General features: G+C 49.8%; 18 protein-coding genes. 9 read left to right on the forward strand and 9 right to left on the reverse strand.

Annotated elements, in window-relative coordinates:
- Positions 1–110 precede the first annotated feature (110 nt).
- Together HJG54_RS09150 and HJG54_RS09155 are read left to right on the forward strand one after the other, a co-directional pair.
- Complete coding sequence (locus HJG54_RS09150; protein WP_316434575.1) at positions 111–1,580, forward strand: GUN4 domain-containing protein; 1,470 nt, start codon at positions 111–113, stop codon at positions 1,578–1,580.
- 1,115 nt (positions 1,581–2,695) lie between these two features.
- Positions 2,696–2,977 carry an Npun_R1517 family heterocyst differentiation transcriptional regulator gene (locus tag HJG54_RS09155; RefSeq protein ID WP_036003904.1) on the forward strand — a complete coding sequence of 94 codons (282 nt, stop codon included), beginning with the start codon at positions 2,696–2,698 and terminating at the stop codon, positions 2,975–2,977.
- 41 nt (positions 2,978–3,018) lie between these two features.
- Here the strand turns inward: HJG54_RS09155 and HJG54_RS09160 are convergent, their stop codons facing one another.
- Both HJG54_RS09160 and psb28 read right to left on the reverse strand, forming a co-directional pair.
- Positions 3,019–3,945: a TIGR01777 family oxidoreductase gene (locus HJG54_RS09160; protein WP_316434576.1), complete on the reverse strand. Its 927-nt coding sequence runs from the start codon at positions 3,943–3,945 to the stop codon at positions 3,019–3,021.
- Positions 3,946–4,051: 106 nt separating this feature from the next.
- On the reverse strand, positions 4,052–4,426 hold the full coding sequence (gene psb28 / locus HJG54_RS09165; protein ID WP_316434577.1) for a photosystem II reaction center protein Psb28: 375 nt from the start codon (positions 4,424–4,426) through the stop codon (positions 4,052–4,054).
- A gap of 227 nt (positions 4,427–4,653) precedes the next feature.
- On the opposite strand from psb28, the gene HJG54_RS09170 reads away from it, so the two are divergent.
- Entirely contained in the window at positions 4,654–5,319 is a 666-nt protein-coding gene (locus tag HJG54_RS09170; protein ID WP_316434578.1) for an SEC59/DGK1/VTE5 family protein, read from the forward strand.
- 32 nt (positions 5,320–5,351) lie between these two features.
- Here the strand turns inward: HJG54_RS09170 and HJG54_RS09175 are convergent, their stop codons facing one another.
- Both HJG54_RS09175 and HJG54_RS09180 read right to left on the reverse strand, forming a co-directional pair.
- A complete protein-coding gene (locus HJG54_RS09175; RefSeq protein WP_316434579.1) occupies positions 5,352–6,806 on the reverse strand; it encodes a cytochrome c biogenesis protein in 1,455 nt (484 codons plus the stop codon).
- A 25-nt stretch (positions 6,807–6,831) separates the two neighbouring features.
- Positions 6,832–7,575 (reverse strand): cytochrome c biogenesis protein CcdA, encoded by a 744-nt coding sequence (locus HJG54_RS09180; protein WP_316434581.1) that lies wholly within the window; start codon positions 7,573–7,575, stop codon positions 6,832–6,834.
- 116 nt (positions 7,576–7,691) lie between these two features.
- On the opposite strand from HJG54_RS09180, the gene HJG54_RS09185 reads away from it, so the two are divergent.
- Entirely contained in the window at positions 7,692–8,318 is a 627-nt protein-coding gene (locus HJG54_RS09185; RefSeq protein WP_316434582.1) for a methyltransferase domain-containing protein, read from the forward strand.
- Between the two features lie 76 nt (positions 8,319–8,394).
- Positions 8,395–8,760 carry an SH3 domain-containing protein gene (locus HJG54_RS09190; protein ID WP_316434583.1) on the forward strand — a complete coding sequence of 122 codons (366 nt, stop codon included), beginning with the start codon at positions 8,395–8,397 and terminating at the stop codon, positions 8,758–8,760.
- A gap of 90 nt (positions 8,761–8,850) precedes the next feature.
- On the opposite strand, the gene HJG54_RS09195 is transcribed toward HJG54_RS09190, so the two are convergent.
- Positions 8,851–9,336 carry an allophycocyanin subunit alpha-B gene (locus HJG54_RS09195; protein WP_316434585.1) on the reverse strand — a complete coding sequence of 162 codons (486 nt, stop codon included), beginning with the start codon at positions 9,334–9,336 and terminating at the stop codon, positions 8,851–8,853.
- 143 nt (positions 9,337–9,479) lie between these two features.
- The gene (locus HJG54_RS09200; RefSeq protein ID WP_316434587.1) at positions 9,480–9,890 is read right to left on the reverse strand and encodes a ketosteroid isomerase family protein; all 411 of its coding nucleotides are present in this window, start codon (positions 9,888–9,890) and stop codon (positions 9,480–9,482) included.
- Between the two features lie 705 nt (positions 9,891–10,595).
- Here HJG54_RS09200 and miaB point away from each other — a divergent pair.
- Both miaB and HJG54_RS09210 read left to right on the forward strand, forming a co-directional pair.
- A complete protein-coding gene (miaB, locus tag HJG54_RS09205) occupies positions 10,596–11,963 on the forward strand; it encodes a tRNA (N6-isopentenyl adenosine(37)-C2)-methylthiotransferase MiaB (protein ID WP_316434588.1) in 1,368 nt (455 codons plus the stop codon).
- A gap of 114 nt (positions 11,964–12,077) precedes the next feature.
- The gene (locus tag HJG54_RS09210; protein ID WP_316434589.1) at positions 12,078–12,404 is read left to right on the forward strand and encodes a DUF6464 family protein; all 327 of its coding nucleotides are present in this window, start codon (positions 12,078–12,080) and stop codon (positions 12,402–12,404) included.
- Between the two features lie 59 nt (positions 12,405–12,463).
- Here the strand turns inward: HJG54_RS09210 and HJG54_RS09215 are convergent, their stop codons facing one another.
- Entirely contained in the window at positions 12,464–13,354 is an 891-nt protein-coding gene (locus tag HJG54_RS09215) for a nuclear transport factor 2 family protein (protein WP_316434590.1), read from the reverse strand.
- 297 nt (positions 13,355–13,651) lie between these two features.
- Between HJG54_RS09215 and murG the strand changes: the two genes are divergently transcribed.
- Both murG and HJG54_RS09225 read left to right on the forward strand, forming a co-directional pair.
- The gene (gene murG, locus HJG54_RS09220) at positions 13,652–14,785 is read left to right on the forward strand and encodes an undecaprenyldiphospho-muramoylpentapeptide beta-N-acetylglucosaminyltransferase (protein WP_316434592.1); all 1,134 of its coding nucleotides are present in this window, start codon (positions 13,652–13,654) and stop codon (positions 14,783–14,785) included.
- Positions 14,786–15,477: 692 nt separating this feature from the next.
- The gene (locus tag HJG54_RS09225) at positions 15,478–15,642 is read left to right on the forward strand and encodes an isochorismate synthase (RefSeq protein ID WP_106406765.1); all 165 of its coding nucleotides are present in this window, start codon (positions 15,478–15,480) and stop codon (positions 15,640–15,642) included.
- A gap of 325 nt (positions 15,643–15,967) precedes the next feature.
- Here HJG54_RS09225 and HJG54_RS09230 read toward each other — a convergent pair whose 3' ends face one another.
- A complete protein-coding gene (locus HJG54_RS09230) occupies positions 15,968–16,210 on the reverse strand; it encodes a hypothetical protein (protein ID WP_316434593.1) in 243 nt (80 codons plus the stop codon).
- A 297-nt stretch (positions 16,211–16,507) separates the two neighbouring features.
- Positions 16,508–18,184: a glycosyltransferase family 39 protein gene (locus tag HJG54_RS09235; RefSeq protein ID WP_316434594.1), complete on the reverse strand. Its 1,677-nt coding sequence runs from the start codon at positions 18,182–18,184 to the stop codon at positions 16,508–16,510.
- Between the last annotated feature and the right edge of the window lies 1 nt (position 18,185).

Below are 18,185 nucleotides of genomic sequence, written 5' to 3' on the forward strand. Positions count from 1 at the left end.
CTCCACGGTCCCTACTGATAGGTTGCAGTGAGTTGATATTAATGTCGGCCTAGATTGGAATTGGGCTAACCAGCGCTAAGATTACATTCAATTTCCGCTGAATCATAATTATGACTACTCCTGAGCAGAATCAGGCTGAAGCTTCTCTGCGAACGTATGCAAGGCATTTTATTAAGAACGGTACACAAGATGAACGTGACGCCATAGTCAGCTCCTATCGCGTTCGGAGGCTAAAGTTGCGACCAGAGCAGGTGCAAGCGATTGTGCAAGAAATCATCGAAGAGCGGAAATCAGAAAATCAAATCGGAGAGTCTTTGCCATCTGAGGATCGATCATCCTCCCCCGCTTCCACACCGACCCAGCGGACTGGTCAACCCACGCGATCTGGCCAGAACCAGCCAATAGAGGCAACCGAATCAACTCCAGACCAATCTTCGACCAAAAATTCGGTGACTCAATCTACCAATCGAATTGAGGCAGCATTACAGTCAAAAACAGATCCAGAGCCGTCTGTCAAAAGTGCTGAAGTTGATGTTAGTCAACCTGGCTCTAATACTAGTCAGCCTGCTGCAACAACTCCACCCACAGCATCTAATTCAACAAGTTCCATCTCAACAGCACCCACTAGTATGCCACCCAAGGATGCTGAGTATCTCAAGCACCTCGAGGAATATGAGGATGCGTATTTGGAGGCGATGCAGGCAGACTTAGAGGCGCTACGGAGAGGCAAGTTGCCACCAACTGAGGACTCGAATGCCCGACTGCGAAAGCTGATAGAGGACTATGACCTAAGCAAGAGTGATGTCGCAGATAGTATGGTGCGGGCGAGTCAACGTTTTTTAAACAGTAGCTCATCGAGCAATCCATCTAGCCCAGCAGCGTCTGGATCTGCTGAAGCGAAAGCTCAGGAACCTCCTGCCCCGACGCTCAATTTACCGTATCCAGAGCTGTTTGAGCAGTTGGAGAAGGATCTCAAGAATAAGAACTATAGAAATGCGGATGCTGTTACCTTCGCTATTCTACAGAAGTTGATTAATCCATCTCAAACTTGGCTAAATGCGGCATCACTGGAAGAGTTTTCCAAAACTGTCAAGCAGGAGCAGCAACAGGCTATTCAGAAAATTGACCAACTCTGGACGCAAGCCAGTGCCGGAAATTTTGGCTTTAGTCGTCAACTCGGAATCTTTAGATCCCTTGAGGGACCTGATCGCAACAAGTTAAGCATTGATTATCGGCAGAGGCGAGCACAGGCTTTGGTCTTTAGCCAGCAGGTTGGCTGGTGGATTGAGGAATTGCGCTTCTTTAAATTCTACGACCAGCACTTAAACTTCACCGACGCTGCTCCGGTTGGGCATTTGCCAGCGCTCTGGTTTTGGGAAATGCCTTGGCTAGCTGCCCTAGGACAGGGTGGAATTCATCTATTAGGGCTACGAGGCGGTTATCGAATTGACGCTTCTAGAATTGATGCGTTTATGCATGTGCTGAGTTGCAGTGGTGTTACGCCTGCTAGCCACAGCCAGCTCTCATCAACTAGGCCACCTCGTACAGTCGAAAGGTCCCGAAAGTCTAAAAACGTTTAGAGGCGGTGTGAAGCTCGACTAGTGAATCAGCTGTGCTGTCTGCAATAGACACTCCCTGCCAAAACTCTAGCTGGCGGCCCAAAGCCGTGCCTGTAGGTAATCAACACAGATATCGAGAATTCTCGATTTACAGCGTTTTTCACTCATGTGAGGTATAGGGGCGTGGGGGCACTGCCCCTGCACCCCGTTTTTCGGACTTTACTAGCCTGAAAAAGACTGTAACTAATTCTCTACTATCAGAAATTAGTTAATTATTGAGCCAACTTACTAATTACTAGAAGAAGGGAAATTATTAGTTTGAATGCCTATCAAGGAAAAGTGAAAATCTCGGGGAGAATCTAATATAGATGATTAATTTTAAATGGTCTTCTCTTATTCAATTAAATTTAAATAGATTAATTCATGTCTTAATTATTTCATGATGAATCTATTTATACAAGTTACTGAAATAAGAAAAGTCTGTGTGAGAAGCCAACTGAATGTGCAACAGGATACACCGAATCAGTAAGTAGGTTAGGTAATGCTCAATTCATTTGGCTAATATCCGTCAGAAAAAGGCAGGTCGGCAGCTCCCTGTATTGCTTGCAGTACGCCTCCCGTAGTATTCTGTTGCTTTAGTCGGTAGGATAGAAAGTGATAAGAAATAACCGGTGTTTCTAAGGGATCGCGCTCATTATTCCAATTGGGATTGGGTCTATACTGGTATTCACTGAAACTCTATTGATCAGAATCGGAAAAGCTTAAAGCTAAATAGATTTAAAAGCCTTGTAAAGGCCGATGTAATCCTCATATAGAATTCACAAAAATCCCCTCTTTAAACTAAGCAATAATGATATTTATAAATTACTAGCCCCTTTTAAGAAGTTGCTTCTCAATCAAAAACTCGCCCTTCTCTCATTCAATAAATTGGCGAATTTGAGTAACTTTTAGGGAATGTTAGGTTCAAGTCACATGCCCCACGGTGTGAGTTCTCTTTTTGAAGATCAGTTGGTCTAATGCTGACAACGTCTGTAGTTCCTGAAAGCTACTCGTTAAAGACGGCTTCTCACACATCGTATTCAGCCCGGTTTTTAGCCAATTCTCTAGCTCAACACAATAAGGTGTGATTACCTCAGATGAAACCGAATCCTTTAGAGCAACAACCGCTTAGTTCTGAATTTGCCGTCTACGATTGTGAAATTCGCCTGAAATTTAGACTAATTGAGGAAAAGAAGATTTTAAACAACCGCGAACAGCTGCTAGAGCTGCTGCTGGATGCCTTTTCCTACGGTGCAGATGAATATATGGAGCCAATCCAAGCCCATGTAGAAGCGCATGAAATACCAGAAATGGAATCTTCTCCCCAAATGCGACGTCAGTTGATTCGTTTGCGTAATTCGGGTGGTGATTTGGGCTAATTCCATCCAGTTTGGCCAAACCTAACTCAGTTAGCTCGACGTTAGGTGCTTTGAACGATATCCTGTAATGCCTGCTTCACTGTCGGGTACTGATAGGTAAAACCTATTGCCTGGGTTCGCTTTGGCAGCACCTGTTGGCCTTCCAGAACCACCTTGGCGGCATCGCCTAGCAATAGCTCTAGGGCCGCAGCTGGTACAGGCAGCCAAGAAGGTCGATGGAGGATCTGGCCTAGGGTATGGCAAAGTTCTGCCATCCTGACGGGTTCTGGGGCTGTAGCGTTCAAAACGTCCTCCATGGTTGGCTCAGTCAAAGCTCTCAGAATCAGATTCACCAAATCGTCAATGTGAATCCAGGAAAACCACTGTTTACCACTGCCGAGGGGTCCGCCTGCAAACAGACGAAAGGGCGTCAACATCTTAGCCAGTGCTCCTCCGTCACCTAAGACAATTCCGGTGCGCAAGATGACGAGGCGAGTTCCGGTTTGCTTCACTGCTTCGGCGGCGGCTTCCCAGGCTTGGCAAACTTCAGCCAGAAAATCTTGTCCTGCAGGGCTGGTTTCATCGAATGTGGCGGTTTCGCTGGTGCCGTAATAGCCAATGGCGGACGAGTTGACCAAGACGCTGGGTTTAGGATTGGCTTGAGCAATTGCTTCCACAATCTTCTCGGTGCCAATTTTGCGACTGTCGAGAATTTCTTGTTTGCGTTCTGGGGTCCAACGGCTTTCAGCGATCGGCGCGCCAGCTAAATTCACCACCCCGTCACAGCCGGCAATCTCGGCCTGCCACGATCCAGACGTAAGGGGAGTGTAGGCGATAATTTCTACATTGGGAAAAGCCGATGCTGGAAAGATTTGCTTAGCTCGATCGGCGTTTCTGGTCAGTACCAAAATTTGATGGCCGGACTGCTGGAGCCGTTGCACAAGCCGACTGCCGACAAATCCAGTTGCACCTGTTACTGCTACTTTCATCTGGTTTTCCCCCTGCTAATCTTGGTCAGTCGTTCAAGCCCGGTTTTAAGCCCTAGGTTTCAGCAAGTTGGTTGCAAGCGTCAAACTTGAAGTTTGGATGCGGCTATCATGACTGGGGTTCACCGTAGGCCATACCGTTGACTTCAGCGTAGCGATGCATAAAGCGCATGAACCGTTCCCAATGTTCGGCTTGGTCAATTTCAAAACGGCATTCGACTCGCTGTAGGTCATCGCCTTCCGGTCCGCCAAAAATAAACTTCATTGATGACGGTTCGATGCTAATTTGGCCCTCATCATCGGTTAGCAGCAGCGCTTTGGCAAACCGATTGGTGTAGCTCCTGAACCGTTCAATTGACCGCAGTACCGTAAACGTCATTAGAACTGAGCGCACACCTGTAGCTCGGTTTTGCCGCAGGCTGACATCACTGAGGTCTTCAGGAATGCCCTCAAAAAATTCGATGGAAGGAGTTGAGGCAACCATAGGAAACTTAACAAACCTATAAGCTTCAGTATAAGGCGGTTAGGGAACTCGCCGAAAGGCAATCTGCGGCCTGCAGGTTTTTGCTCAGTCTTGGGTGTGGCTTAGAAAGCGGCAAAATCTTCTAAAGTGAGAAACAGGTAAAGTGAGAAACAGAACGAAGTTCGGGTGGGCGATTCTTGCTAGATGGATTAACACAAGATGGATTGACACAACTGACGGAACCGACCTTGTGGCTTCAAATTGGCATTGCGGCGCTCTGGGTTGGCTTTGTGGTGCTGATAGCCTTTGGGCTGCGGTACTGGAAACTTGTGGATGCGGAAGTGATTCGCAAAGTGGTACATATCGGTGCCGGAAATGTCATCTTGTTTGCTTGGTGGTTGCGGATTCCGGCTGCGGTGGGAATTGGTGCGTCGATTTTGTTTAGCGCGATTACGCTGCTATCGTACCGCTTTCCGTTATTGCCTGGGATTGACAGTGTGGGGCGCAAGAGCCTGGGAACTTTCTTTTACGCCATTAGTATTGGTGTGTTGATTGCCTGCTTTTGGCAAAACAATCCCCACATTGCTGTGCTAGGCGTATTAATCATGACCTGGGGCGATGGCTTAGCCGCCTTGATTGGGCAACACTGGGGCCAGCATCGCTATAAGCTGGGCGGCATGCAAAAAAGCTGGGAAGGCTCGCTGGCCATGCTATTGGTGAGCTGGATAATCAGCAGTTTGATTCTACTTAACGTTTACGGATCAGGCTGGCAAGTTTGGGCTGTTGCTTTGGTTGTGGCAGGGGTTGCCGCAAGTTTGGAGGCGTTTTCAAAACTAGGAATTGATAATCTGACTGTGCCACTGGGAAGCGCTGGAGTTGCGTTTTGGCTCAGTCAGATGCTTTTAGCGGCGTGAACTAACGCTTTAACCCCAGCCATCAATAGCCACTAACCAGTTGGCTGCTCTATCGATTGTGCAAGTGCGGGGGGTGGCTGAGTCAGTTGATCGAGCATTTCCAGCATTTCGCGTTCAAAGGCTAACTGTGCCCGATTAGTTCTGCCGCCGATATAGAAATTGTCTGCTGTGCGCAAGGCCCAAATCTGAGAATGGGACACGTAGCTGAGCACGACACCCAGCATCAGTAGGCCAAAGCCAGCATAGACGATGGGAATCCCTGGATCGGCTTTAATTTGCAGTCCAGTGCTGCCGATGATTTCAACAATTGAAAGGGTCGTGCCGTTTACGTCAGTGGACATGCCTTGACGGACAGTAGCAATCAGTTTGCCCTGCATATCGTAGACCAGCAAAATGCCCTGTAAATCCTTTGCAACCACAGAAACGCCATCGCTCAGATCCGGCTTAGTCGGAATCCAGGTGCCCCATAGCCGACCTGCTCCACCCGTATCGAGTTGGGCCATCGGCAATTGCAGAACCGGACTATTGTTGAGGCGAAACCGCACGGCAGCCACGGCCCAATCAGCCTGATAGAAGGTAACGCCGTTGTGACGCAGAGGCTTGTTGACGTGAATTGTTTGCCGATCGACTTCTTCGCCTGCTTGATTCAGAACCGAAAGGTCGGAATAGAACTGATCGATTGTGCCGTCAGGCGTGTAGTCAATCCAGAAGCGATTGACCTTGACTGACCAATCTTTAGGAATTTGGCCTGCCGCCCACGGACCAGCATCGAAAATATTGCGCACCTGAAAGGTCTCACCGCTGGGCACCATTTCCTGCGCAAAAAAGCCGGTCATTGCCCCCCAAATTGCCCCCAACAGAATTAGCAGCATGCTGGCATGAACAATGATTGGCCCAATCCGTCCCACAATACCTTTGTGGGCATAGAGTTTGTCGCCGTCCTGAAAGATCTTATAGCGACGTTTTTGCAGAATTGGGATGAGTTGATCGAATGAGGCTTGCGGTACTTCAGCGCTGAGGGCAAACTTCTGAAACTGGCGCGGTTGGCTGTAGAAATTCCAGGTGCGAGAAAACCAGCGCAGAGCCGGAAGCTGGCGTTGAAAGGTGCAGGTCGTGAGGCTGGCACCAAATAGAATTAACAGGGCCAGAAACCACCAGGTACGGTAAACGTGATCTAGTCCCAGAGTGAGGATAAAACTCCAGGTGAGAAAACCAAACAGGGCAGGGTGTTCTGGATAGTTGGCTTGGTAGAACGCTAGGGTTTGTCCTTGTTCAATCACCGTGCCGGTGACGCTGAAAGCCGCGATTGCCAACAGTAGCCCGATGGCTAGCCGCAAGTCGGCCAATAGGGGCACCAGTTCACGCTTGAAATAGCGACGAATGGCTCGATTCAGGTTAAACGGCTGGATAGACGCAACACTAGTGGAGTCTGGAGCCGAATTTTGAGCCGAGTTTTGAGCCGCATCAGAAGAAGGATCGACAGTCATGATGATTAAAGGTGATTAAACAGTCCTAAACAGTCCCTGTAGGAAATAACCGAAACAACAGCGAAAAGACGCCAAAGCCAACCAGCAATGCTCCACTTGCTGGCGTAATCCACCCAGACCAGCGGCGTACTTCTAAAATCTTTTTAATTGAAGCCGTGAAGGTGCCTGCCAAAATCAGGGGTGCCACATAGCCCGTCGCATAGGCCAGCAGCAGCACACTGCCCAAGGCCGGATCTTGTGTGGTTGAGATCCAGGCCAGTAGAGTTGCCAGCACCGGAGTACTGCACGGAGAAGCCACCAAGCCAAAGGTCAGCCCAATTAAGTAAGAGCGCACCCCTTCAGGCAAATCGTTAGAAATCCATTCCATCCCACCCCAAGCAGGCAACCTCAGCGGCAGGGCTTCTAGGAGATTCAGCCCCATCAAAATAGCAATGACGCTGACTACAATCGGTAAGCCGATACCCACCTGACCATACACCTTGCCAACAATTGCAGCAGCAATGCCCAACCCAGCCAATGTAGTCGCTAGCCCTAGGGCAAACCAAGTCGATTGAATGGCCGCCTGCCAGCGAGTTTTTGCCTCGTAGCCGCCAATGTAACCAATTGTGATGGGCAACATCGAGAGCATACAGGGAGTCAAACTGGTCAGCAGTCCCGCTCCAAAAATAATCCCAACGCTGAGTGGTGTCAGGTGGGTGAGCTGCGTAGACACTAACCCATCGGCAAAGTGCTCAAGTTGATAGAGTGTAGTTTGTAAGGCATCAAGCATAGGAACTAAGGAAAGTAAATTGGAGCTTAGTCGAGTCGTACAACCGTAGAGACAGGGAACGGGGCGATAAAGACAGTTATGCTAAGGTTTATGAAGCTTTCTCATCTATTCTACCTATGTCTGATCCGCAACCGACGCCTGCACTCACCGCCGAGTTTTGGGAAGGACGCTATCAAGACGGTACCGATCGATGGGATTTGGGTCAGCCCGCACCGCCGTTTGTCAGTTTGCTGCAATCACCCCAAGCACCCGCACCCGGACGAATTGCGGTCTTAGGATCTGGACGTGGACATGATGCTCTCCTGTTTGCCCAACATCGATTTGAAGTGGTGGGATTTGATTTTGCGCCATCTGCGATTGTAGCGGCTAGGGCAGCAGCCCAGGAACGAGGGTTATCAGCTCAGTTTCTACAGCGCGATATTTTTGAACTAGACACTGAATTTGCCCATCAGTTTGACTATGTGCTGGAACACACCTGCTTCTGCGCCATTCTGCCAGAGCAGCGAGGTGACTACGTGCGGTTAGTGCAGAATCTGTTGCGCCCCGCAGGTGAATTGATTGGCTTGTTTTGGACACATGGCCGGGCAGGGGGGCCTCCGTTTGGAGTATCTGTGACAGAGCTATATCAGCAGTTTCAGCCTGAGTTTGAAGTGGTTTTGCTAGAGCGAGCTACCAATTCAGTCGAAGGACGCAGAAATGAGGAGTACTTAGTGCGATTGCGAATGAAAGTTCAGCAAAGTTAATTTGGCCTTTGCGTAATTGGGCACCTGCAATCAGTAGCTACTGACAGAAATCACTGATTGTAAGCTGGAACTTGCTATGAAACTCCTCACAGCTTCTGGACTGCTGGCCGCGTTGCCCATTATGGTTGCTGCTCCCCACGCTGCTTTGGCCGAAACACTACAGAATATTCACACTCAGCCATTCGCTACAGTTGCCTACGCCGAGTATGCTGACTATGCCACGCTGGTGAGCTACGACCCCGCCTCTCCGATTAACGTCCGGGATGGAGCAAGTACGCGGGCCTACATTCGTCACATTGGTTATGCTGGCGATCGGGTAGAAGTGTTGGATCGCGTCGTGAGTGGCGATGGCTACATGTGGTATTTCGTGCGGTTTACTGTTTCCAACGCGGCCGGCTGGATTCGGGGCGACTTTGTTTCCCTCGATAGTGACCGTTATTAAGTGAGCCGCACTACTAGCAAGAATCAATAGCAAAAGAGGACTAGTGAAAATCCAGCCCTCTCTTTCACGGATTGAATTTTGAATTAGCTGCTAGGACATCGTCTGAATAATATAGTCGAAATAGGGAGCGGCTTCGGTGGCATCTTCGTCACTCATTAGCGCCAAGGCCGCATTCTTGAGGCAGCGAATCGATTCCACCATGCCAGGAACTGGCACCCCCAAGGAGTTGTACATCTCTTTGACGCCGATCAGGCCGATTTTTTCGATCGGCTCTTTATCGCCTGCCAAAATGCCGTAGGAGATCAGACGCAAATACCAGCCGTAGTCGCGCAAACAGAGGGCACGTTGCTTATCACCATAGGCATTGCCACCGGGCGCAATAAAGTCAGGCCGCTTTTTCCACAGTTCCTTGCTGGCCTCTTGAACAATTTTCTTTTCGTTGTCTGCCAGGGTTGCCGCGATCCGCATCCGCTGGCTGCCGGTTTGTAAAAAGTTTTGAATGCTCTTCAACTCGCCACTGCTGGGGTAGCGGAGTTCTTCGTCGGCATTGAGAATAACTTGGGTTACTACGCTCATAATTTAAGGAGATGACTATTGCAGTGATTCAGCTATCGGTCGTATTTTAGCGACTTTGGGGGACCGAAAGAAAGGATCAACGCCAGTTGAAATTAGAAGTAACGAAAAATTACTTTAATGTTGCCGATGCTCCTAATCTGGTTTTAGTGCTTCAAATGCAATAGCTCTCGCAGGGCTGCAAGCAATTTAATCCTGGCAGAACGAATTTCTGAGTCGGGGCTAAGCACAAACTGCCACCTCACGCGAACGCTGAACAGAGGTGTTTGCACCTGACCAATCACCTGTACCTCGGTTTCACCAGTCGGCAGGCTTGTTTCGGTACTCTCTTGCGGAATTGCCTTCATTCCTTTTGCTTCGGCGGCTAAATAGCTAGCAATCGCTTCTCGTCCTACAATCGCTGACTCAAATGGCGGCAAGAGCTGACCCTCGACAGCGAAAAGATTGGCGACAGCGGTAAAATTGGCCTGATTGAAATGGTCGAAGTAAGACAAAACTACAGCATTGGTGAGGAGCTGCAACGGTTCTGTTAGGGCTGGTTCTGTTCCCGGTGCCATTCTAATGGAATCTCTCAGTTCCTGATTTGATTCAGTTGGCTCAGTAGTAAGAGGGTCGAGGTCAGCGTGGGTCATTGTAATTCTGAGTAACCTTTTTAAACTTTTCTGAAGCTATCAGTTTGTGCAACGCCAAACCTATTCCTAGAGTCAGAACTTTTGTCTAGTTTGTGGAGAATTTGGCTCAAACCAACAGGTTTAAAGTGGGCAATTCAGGGCATACTATCGTCATCCCTTTCGGATAGGGAGAGCAGCCTCCTGGCAGAAATGCTGGGGGGCTTTATCGTGGGTAAGAGCCAGGAGTTAGGAGCTAGGAGTCAGGAGTTAGGGGGTGGTTGAAGCGGTTGGCAATTTGCGTTTTGCTCCTTAAGCTTTGCCTCAGCGGGTTTGCTCATATTGTCAGTCTTGTTAGTTAGGGTTGGAATCCGGGCACCTTGGTAGCAGCACACCATTCGATCGACGCCCGGTATTTCGCGCCGGGTTTTTTCTTGCGGATCTCTTCGTCTGGTTCTTTCAGGCAACAGAACGCCAATCCAGGCAGACGAGCCGGCTGAAGAATTGGTAGAATCTATAATTCAGGTAACTCCGGTTAGATCTTCAGGTAAGCAAAACTGGCCTGAGTTAGAGCGGCGTCTGCAACAATGCCGTCTGAGTATTAATCTGAGTAGCAAGCATCAATCTATCTCTCATCTTCGCGCTGGGTAAATTATGACTGAGTTTCCCCGTCGGTATCACATCACTACGTTTGGCTGCCAAATGAACAAGGCGGACTCGGAACGGATGGCTGGCATTCTGGAAGACATGGGGTTTCAGTGGTCAGACTCTCCTGAACAAGCGGATTTGGTTCTCTACAACACCTGCACGATCCGCGATAACGCCGAGCAGAAAGTGTATTCCTATCTCGGTAGGCAGGCCAAGCGCAAGCATGAACAACCCAACTTAACTTTGATTGTGGCGGGTTGCGTCGCTCAGCAAGAAGGGGAAGCCTTGTTGCGTCGGGTGCCGGAATTGGATTTAGTCATGGGGCCGCAGCATGCCAATCGGCTGCAAGATCTGCTAGAGCAGGTGTTTAACGGCAATCAGGTAGTGGCTACCGAGCCGGTTCATATCTTTGAAGACATCACCAAACCGCGTCGGGACAGTACTGTAACGGCCTGGGTGAATGTAATTTACGGCTGTAACGAGCGCTGTACCTACTGTGTGGTTCCCAGTGTGCGCGGCGTTGAACAATCGCGTCCACCAGAGGCGATTCGGGCTGAGATGGAGGAGTTAGGGCGGCAGGGCTACAAAGAAGTGACGCTACTGGGACAAAATATCGATGCTTACGGGCGGGATTTGCCCGGTGTGACGCCAGAAGGTCGGCATCAGCATACACTGACGGATCTGCTGTACTACATTCACGATGTAGCGGGAATTGAACGGATTCGGTTTGCTACTAGCCATCCGCGCTACTTCACCGAGCGGTTGATTCGGGCCTGTGCTGAGTTACCCAAGGTTTGCGAACATTTCCATATTCCGTTTCAGTCGGGCGACAATGAGGTGCTGAAGGCAATGGCGCGGGGCTATACCCGCGAAAAGTACTGCCGCATTATCGACACAATCCGCCACTACATGCCCGATGCTGCGATTAGCGCCGATGCGATTGTGGGATTTCCGGGTGAAACCGAAGCCCAGTTTGAAAATACGCTGAAGCTGGTCGATGCCATTGGTTTTGATCAGCTCAATACGGCCGCCTATTCGCCGCGTCCGGGTACACCGGCTGCCCTGTGGCAGAATCAGCTGAGTGAAACGGTCAAAGCGGACCGATTGCAGCGTCTAAACCATTTAGTGGCGATTAAGGCTGCCGAACGCTCCCAGCGCTATGTGGGTCGCATCGAGGCCGTGCTGGTAGAGGATCAAAACCCCAAAGATCCGAGTCAGGTGATGGGTCGCACCCGCAGCAACCGCCTTACTTTCTGCACCGGCAATATTGCTGAACTGAAAGGCCAAACCGTGCGCGTCGAAATCGCCACTGCTAGGGCCTTCAGTTTGACGGGCGAGCGGGTTGATATGCCGGTTGCTGGAGCAACATGCTAGACTGCTGCCAATGTGCTCCGCACGGTTCAGAGGACCAACGAGTTGATTAGCTGAATCGAGTTAGCTGGGTTGGTTCGCATAGAACTGCTCTAGTTGGAATTGCTCAAAACTGCCATGCTAGTTGCATTCTTGATTGTGATTTTGGGCCTGACGCCTTCTCTGCTGTCACTGTGGGTGATGCGCCAAGCCGACGCCCGCTCCCAAGCCCGCTTGCGGCTTGCGATGGAGTCGGTGGCCAATCGTCCGCTAGCTGGACTGCGCTTACCGCCTGATTTCCACTACGTTGAGGGAATTGGCTACATGATTGGCGACTTGTCTTGCCGGTTCAACGCCCGTTCTGGCCATATTCGCTGTGCAGTGAATCCGTGTGGTCCCTGTGAAGGGTGTTCCCACTATCAGGAACTGCCAATCCGGGAGTTGGCCAATAATCAGCAAAACTAGTTGGCAGGGCTAATCAGCAAAGCGAATTGGCAAAGCGAATTAAATAGCAAATACAGGCATCAATTGCCCGCTTGATCAACTACTCGCAGGCGCTGCGTCACAGCTGTAATACCGTCATAGCGCACGATCACGGCAGAAATCCAACGATCGTCTGGGCTTTTAGGGGCTTGCCCTACCTTAAACAAACCACCTGAACTCAGCAACTCCAGCTCAACTGGGGCGGGATTCAGGTAATTCTCGACGCCAATCGGTTCTTCTAGGGCCGCTCCTAGCAACAGCCGCTCACCCAGGGGTTCCATCACAACTGCATCGAAATCAAATTCCTGACCGGGAGTTACCTGCTCCGGTAGATTAAAGCTAACTGTGGGTGGATTGTCGCCAGCAGTGAGTTCGCTGCGTTCGCTCAAAATTTCTTGCTCCACGATTTGATCATTTTGCAGGCGTTGACGCGCGGTAATTGTGGCTGAAAGGTTGAGATCGCGCCGTTCATCGGGATAAACCCCAGTAATAGTGGTAGTAGTGACGGTGGTGATCGCGTCGCCCTGCCGTTCCCAACTCTCTAGTGTGGTTTGGTACTGCAAATCAGGATAGCGTTTCCAGAGATCTTCGAGAGTTTGCTTCAGGGTGTTGTAGGTCAACCCATCGGCGCTAGTAAAGTTTGGGCTGTAAAAGCGCATCACAGCGGCCAAGTCTCCGGCAGAGGCGGCTGTGTCGATTCGGCTCAGCAGATTTGCCAGTTCGGGAGGAGGAGGTTCTGAAGCAGTGCTAGGCACTTGAGCGGCAACCCGATCGGCCCAACTACTAGCCCAACTGAGGGCTAGCCCCAGCGTCAGGGATGTGAACAAAAGGCGCAGCCGCCGAGACCGGCATCGGGATTGGCCCAACGACATGGATGCAGATGGAATTGACTGCAACTGAGAAACAAACTGGGGAATGAAACGGTTCGGCATGGGTAGGGGGTCCGCTCAAAAAACGCTAGAAATTACTTTGGCTTGGGAATCGGCTTGGGAATCGACTGAGTATTTGGCCCAGTATCTCAGGATTCGCAACAACTGAATCAGTAGAGAATAGGTAGATGAGGTAGGAGATTCAGTAATTCAGTCAGTAAAGGTTCACCGGCTCGAATTTAAGGTACATTATTTTAGCCTGCGCTTGAGTAGAGATCTAGGTGATTTAAATCAATAATCTGCTCTAACCTGTTCCGGCTTAAACGCGAGCAATTACGCAAGAATTCAGGCTTGAGATCTATGGAGCGTCCAGTCTTGGTTGCGACTTCAAAGTCGGATGATTTGCCTAATCCCCAACTAAAGCGACCCAAGTTGCTCATTGCGGCTAGTGGAACTGGGGGCCATTTGTTTCCAGCCTTAGCGGTGGCAGAAGCGTTGCCAGAATATCAGATTGAATGGCTAGGAGTGCCCGATCGGCTGGAAACGCAGCTTGTACCGGATCGGTTCCCACTACATACGATTTCGGTGGGCGGCTTTCAGCAGCGGTTGGGCTTGAGCACGCTCCGCACCTTCAGCCGGCTGGTGCTAGCTATTTTCAAAGTGCGGCGACTGCTGCAACGAGGTGGATTTGAAGCCGTGTTTACAACCGGTGGCTACATTGCGGCTCCAGCGGTGGTTGCGGCTCGGACACTGGGCTTACCTGTGGTTCTACATGAGTCGAACGCCTTACCGGGCAAAGTAACCCGCTGGCTGAGCGGTTGGTGTACTGTGGTGGCGTTGGGATTTGAGGTGGCGGCTTGCTATCTGCCCAAGGCAAAAACGGTATGGGTGGGAACGCCAGTCCGAGATCAATTTCAAACGGATCTGAGCCAGCAACCCCTATCGGGCCTCGCTGTTCCCGATGCGGTGCCGCTGATTCTAGTTGTGGGTGGCAGTCAAGGTGCTGTAGCCATGAATCGGCTAGTGCGACAGGCGGCTCCAGCTTGGTTTGGGGCTGGGGCTTGGGTCGTGCATCTGACAGGCGAAAATGACCCTGACGCCAATAGCTTGAGTCATCCTCAGTACATTGCTTTGCCCTTTTATCACGATATGGCCAAGTTGATGCAGCGGGCTACGCTGGCAGTGAGTCGGGCAGGAGCTGGAACGCTGACTGAGCTTGCCATCACAGGTACACCAGCGATTTTAATTCCGTTTCCCTATGCGGCTGAGGATCACCAGACCCACAACGCGAGAGTGTTTGAGTCTGCTGGAGCAGCTTTCCTGTATCAGCAATCTGAGTTGACGCCAGAACTGCTGCAACAACAGGTGCTAAACCTGCTGCACTCTTCGGAGCAACTGCAAAGCATGGCCGAGGCCGCTAAAAAATTGGCCGTAACCGACAGCGCCAAACAGCTCGCTGATCTGATCCGCCAATTCAGTCTAGTAGCCGATTAACTGATTGACTGCCAAAACTCTGATCGCTGGCGGCTCCAAGCCGCACCTACACAGACAAAACCTGCCTGCGTGGGTTACTCAATTCAACAGCAACTAGAGTGCAGGATAAAATGCCTGCACCCGCTAGGGGTTTGTAGGTATTAAAAGAGTTTTGGCAAATGATTCAGATAAGCAACTTAGTATTGCTTAATTTGTGTAATTGTTATTGAATTAATGATTCTTTTTATAAAGATGTTTTACTCAAATTATTTACTCAAATCACGGTAGAGTGCTGAATTTAGTGATTCAAGCGAAATCCGAGCTAAGTGGATGAAGAGCGGGATCTGCTTAATGATGGAAGACTGTAAAGAATGATAGAGTGTGCGTCTGTGTTTCAGACTCGGTCTCGTATGATTGAGATGTAAGCTCAGTTTGAACTAAGTTAACGGTTGGTTCTCATCATTGGTTCTCATCAAATTTTGATCAGTTAGTTCCAGGATTTAACTCCAGGGTTTAACGTTTCCCAAATTGTTCTTCTAGATAGTTCAATCTGAGTGGCGAAAAAACGATTTTCAGCTCAAATCTAAGCTTCAAAGAATGGCTGAATGAATAACTGCTTGTCAATTAGCGAGATGGTTTAAATCGCACTCAAATTGAGCTGTTCAACAGGCTTAGATTGAATTGTTTATTTCTTCTAACCTGAGGTCAGAACTATGAATATCTTCAAAGTTTTTGGTGATACTATTCGCTACCTGTACGAAGGTGCTACGGCACTTTTCAGCCCTGACCATGATCACTATCCCAATATTGGTGTACAACCCTTTACTGGAGAACCTTATTCTGAATGGGTGCCCCCCGCCGATCAAAAACTAAAATAGCAATCTATCGATCAACCTATGCGTATGCGCCTGCTGGGTAGGAAATTACTCTTGCCCAGTTTGTTGGTCAGTCTGTTGTCACTCTATGAATTGGCTTTGATTTATTTGCCCATTCGATTCACTAGAAGCCTTGCTCAAACCAACAGTAAATCTAAAATCAATGTTACGTTTGGGCAATGGTAGCCAAAATTTGATATCGGGGGGAAGTCGTTCGGCTTCCCTTTGTTATTGTTTTGTTATTGTTATGGGGTTATTGTTATGGGCTATCAACTTGCTCTGGGGAACCGAGTATATTTAGCCAAGCGAGCATATTTAGCCGGCCTATTTAAACACCAGGAACAGGTTTGCGTTTTTGGCGATTAGCTTGTCTCCACTTTTGCATCCAAACTACCTTTTTAGGGGCTGTGCTTTTCCAACCGGCCTGTTCTAATTGGTTGGGGCTAGCAGTTGTCACCATCTCATAGCGAGGGCAATAGATGACGACCATGTGCTGATTGCTCATCGTGACATAGCAAGGACCCCAATCCAGTCCTTCGCATTCAACGGTTTGTCCTTCTTCCCAGTTCATTGACCTAGACCTTCAACTTAGCCATCTGCATGGTTGCACTATAGGTTGACAGAAGCAGTCGAGACTTCCTACGCCTATATCAACCAGATGGGTGACATGGAACCACTGCTTCTCCTATCATCGCAAAAACTTCAAACAAATCAGACATTTGTGTTGCTCGATACGATTAATTTCAGGAGATTTTGACATTTAAATCAAATAATTCAAACATTTGACTGTCGGTAGGTCTGGTTTGTCCAAAATGTTGGTCATTCTGCAATCATAGAAAATTCAATGGGGGTTCTTGTTTGGAAATCGTTAGGGAGCGCGACAGGCGGCAAATTGGGTTTTTGCCAGAGACAAGTGAATATCCTTGTTTGTGATTAATTGAGGTTGGTAAATTTGTTGAACCCTAAGTGTTTCTATTTGATGTAATTTTGTTACGAGCTGGGGCGAGGGATTGAACACGAAATAATTCTGGCAGGATGATAATACGGTGCCCATTTGCTCGATCGGCAGAAGTTGGATGTGTACTGTGGGGCTGAGACTGTGGCTCAGCGATAGCAAGTTCATTGTTTGACTGGGTTCCGCCACTAAGATCGGGCTAATAGCCTGATTCACCAGAGCGGCAATTTCAGGATTATGGCGGTTGTGCGCTTTTTGATAGTCCGGCGAGCGGTTTAGGTTCACCCAGGCGGAAATGAGGCTGAGGCCAAGCAGAAAAGCCGTGATTACGAGCCACTGACGCTGTAAGCGAACCGGCGTTTCTGAAGCAGATTTTTGAAGATAGCCAGGTAAACCTGATTCAGCACAGCAGTAGGCAACGGCCAGCAATACTCCCAACTGACTGGGAATCAAATAGCGGGGGGAGGCAGAAGCTTGGCCCTGGAAAATTAAATCGAGCAGGATCAAGGTGAACGGAATCGGTCCACAGAGCGCCGCTAAGAAAAATCCGACTCGATGCGGCAGTTGAGCCATCCGGTAGAGTGCTATTCCCATTACCGTTAGGACCATCGCGGCGATCGTAGCCTGGAGCAGCGCTACCCAACTCCACTGCGCCACCACCGGCACATCAAAAAACAACACGGCAAAGCTATAGAGCCAAATGGCGATCATGGCGAATGGCTGTATGGGCGTGCGCATCCAGGTAGTGTTGGTGGTGAGGGCATCCGACTGATGCCAGATTACCCATACCCAAGGTAGAAAACCCACTAGAGCAACGCCTATGGCCCATTGATAATGCCGGAGGATGGAACGGTGCGGCTGGACTGTGAAGACATACACCGCTTGCCCAACCGCCAGCAAAACCGTCAAGAGCGATGTGTAGAGGCTAGTCAGCAGTGTCAGGGCATAGATCGCCCAGCTCAACCAAGTATTTCGCCGCCCGGCTCGCAACAGGGCACCACTGCAAAGCACGATCGTCAGTAACCAGAAGCTGTAGGGACGTGCCTCTTGGGCGTAGGCCACGAAGAACGGAGAAACGGCCATCAACGCAGCGGCCGTCGAGCCGATTGGGGCAAGGGCTGGTGTTGGACTGCATGGACGAAATACTTCCTGGCAGAGCCAAACCAGACAGGGCAAAACCAGGAAACTGCACAGCACTGAAAAACTGCGAATTGCGCCAACCGTACTGCCAAATGCCTGCATCCAAAAGCGGGTCAGCAGAAAGTAGAGGGGGGCATGTTCTGGGCTGCGCGTCAAAGCATTAAGCGTCTGAGAAAACGATCGGTCGGGGGATAGGCGCTGGTAGGCTAACAGCTCTGCCGGACTGTGGAGTGAACCATCGGTGAGCTGGGCCGTCACCTCGGCTTTGGTGTATCCGCTGGCTCGCATGGCCGTAGCAACCTCATCGACCCAAAAGATTTTCTGATCCAAATTTGCGATGCGAAACACTACTCCTAAACTCAGCAGCAGGGCCAGCAGCATCAGTGACAGAGTGGTCAACGGTCGAGTTCGCGACTTACGGGTTTTTGGCGTCTCTGAGCGATTGTCCATT

The sequence above is a fragment of the Leptolyngbya sp. NK1-12 genome, assembly GCF_032598965.1.
Classification (GTDB): Bacteria; Cyanobacteriota; Cyanobacteriia; order Elainellales; family Elainellaceae; genus Elainella.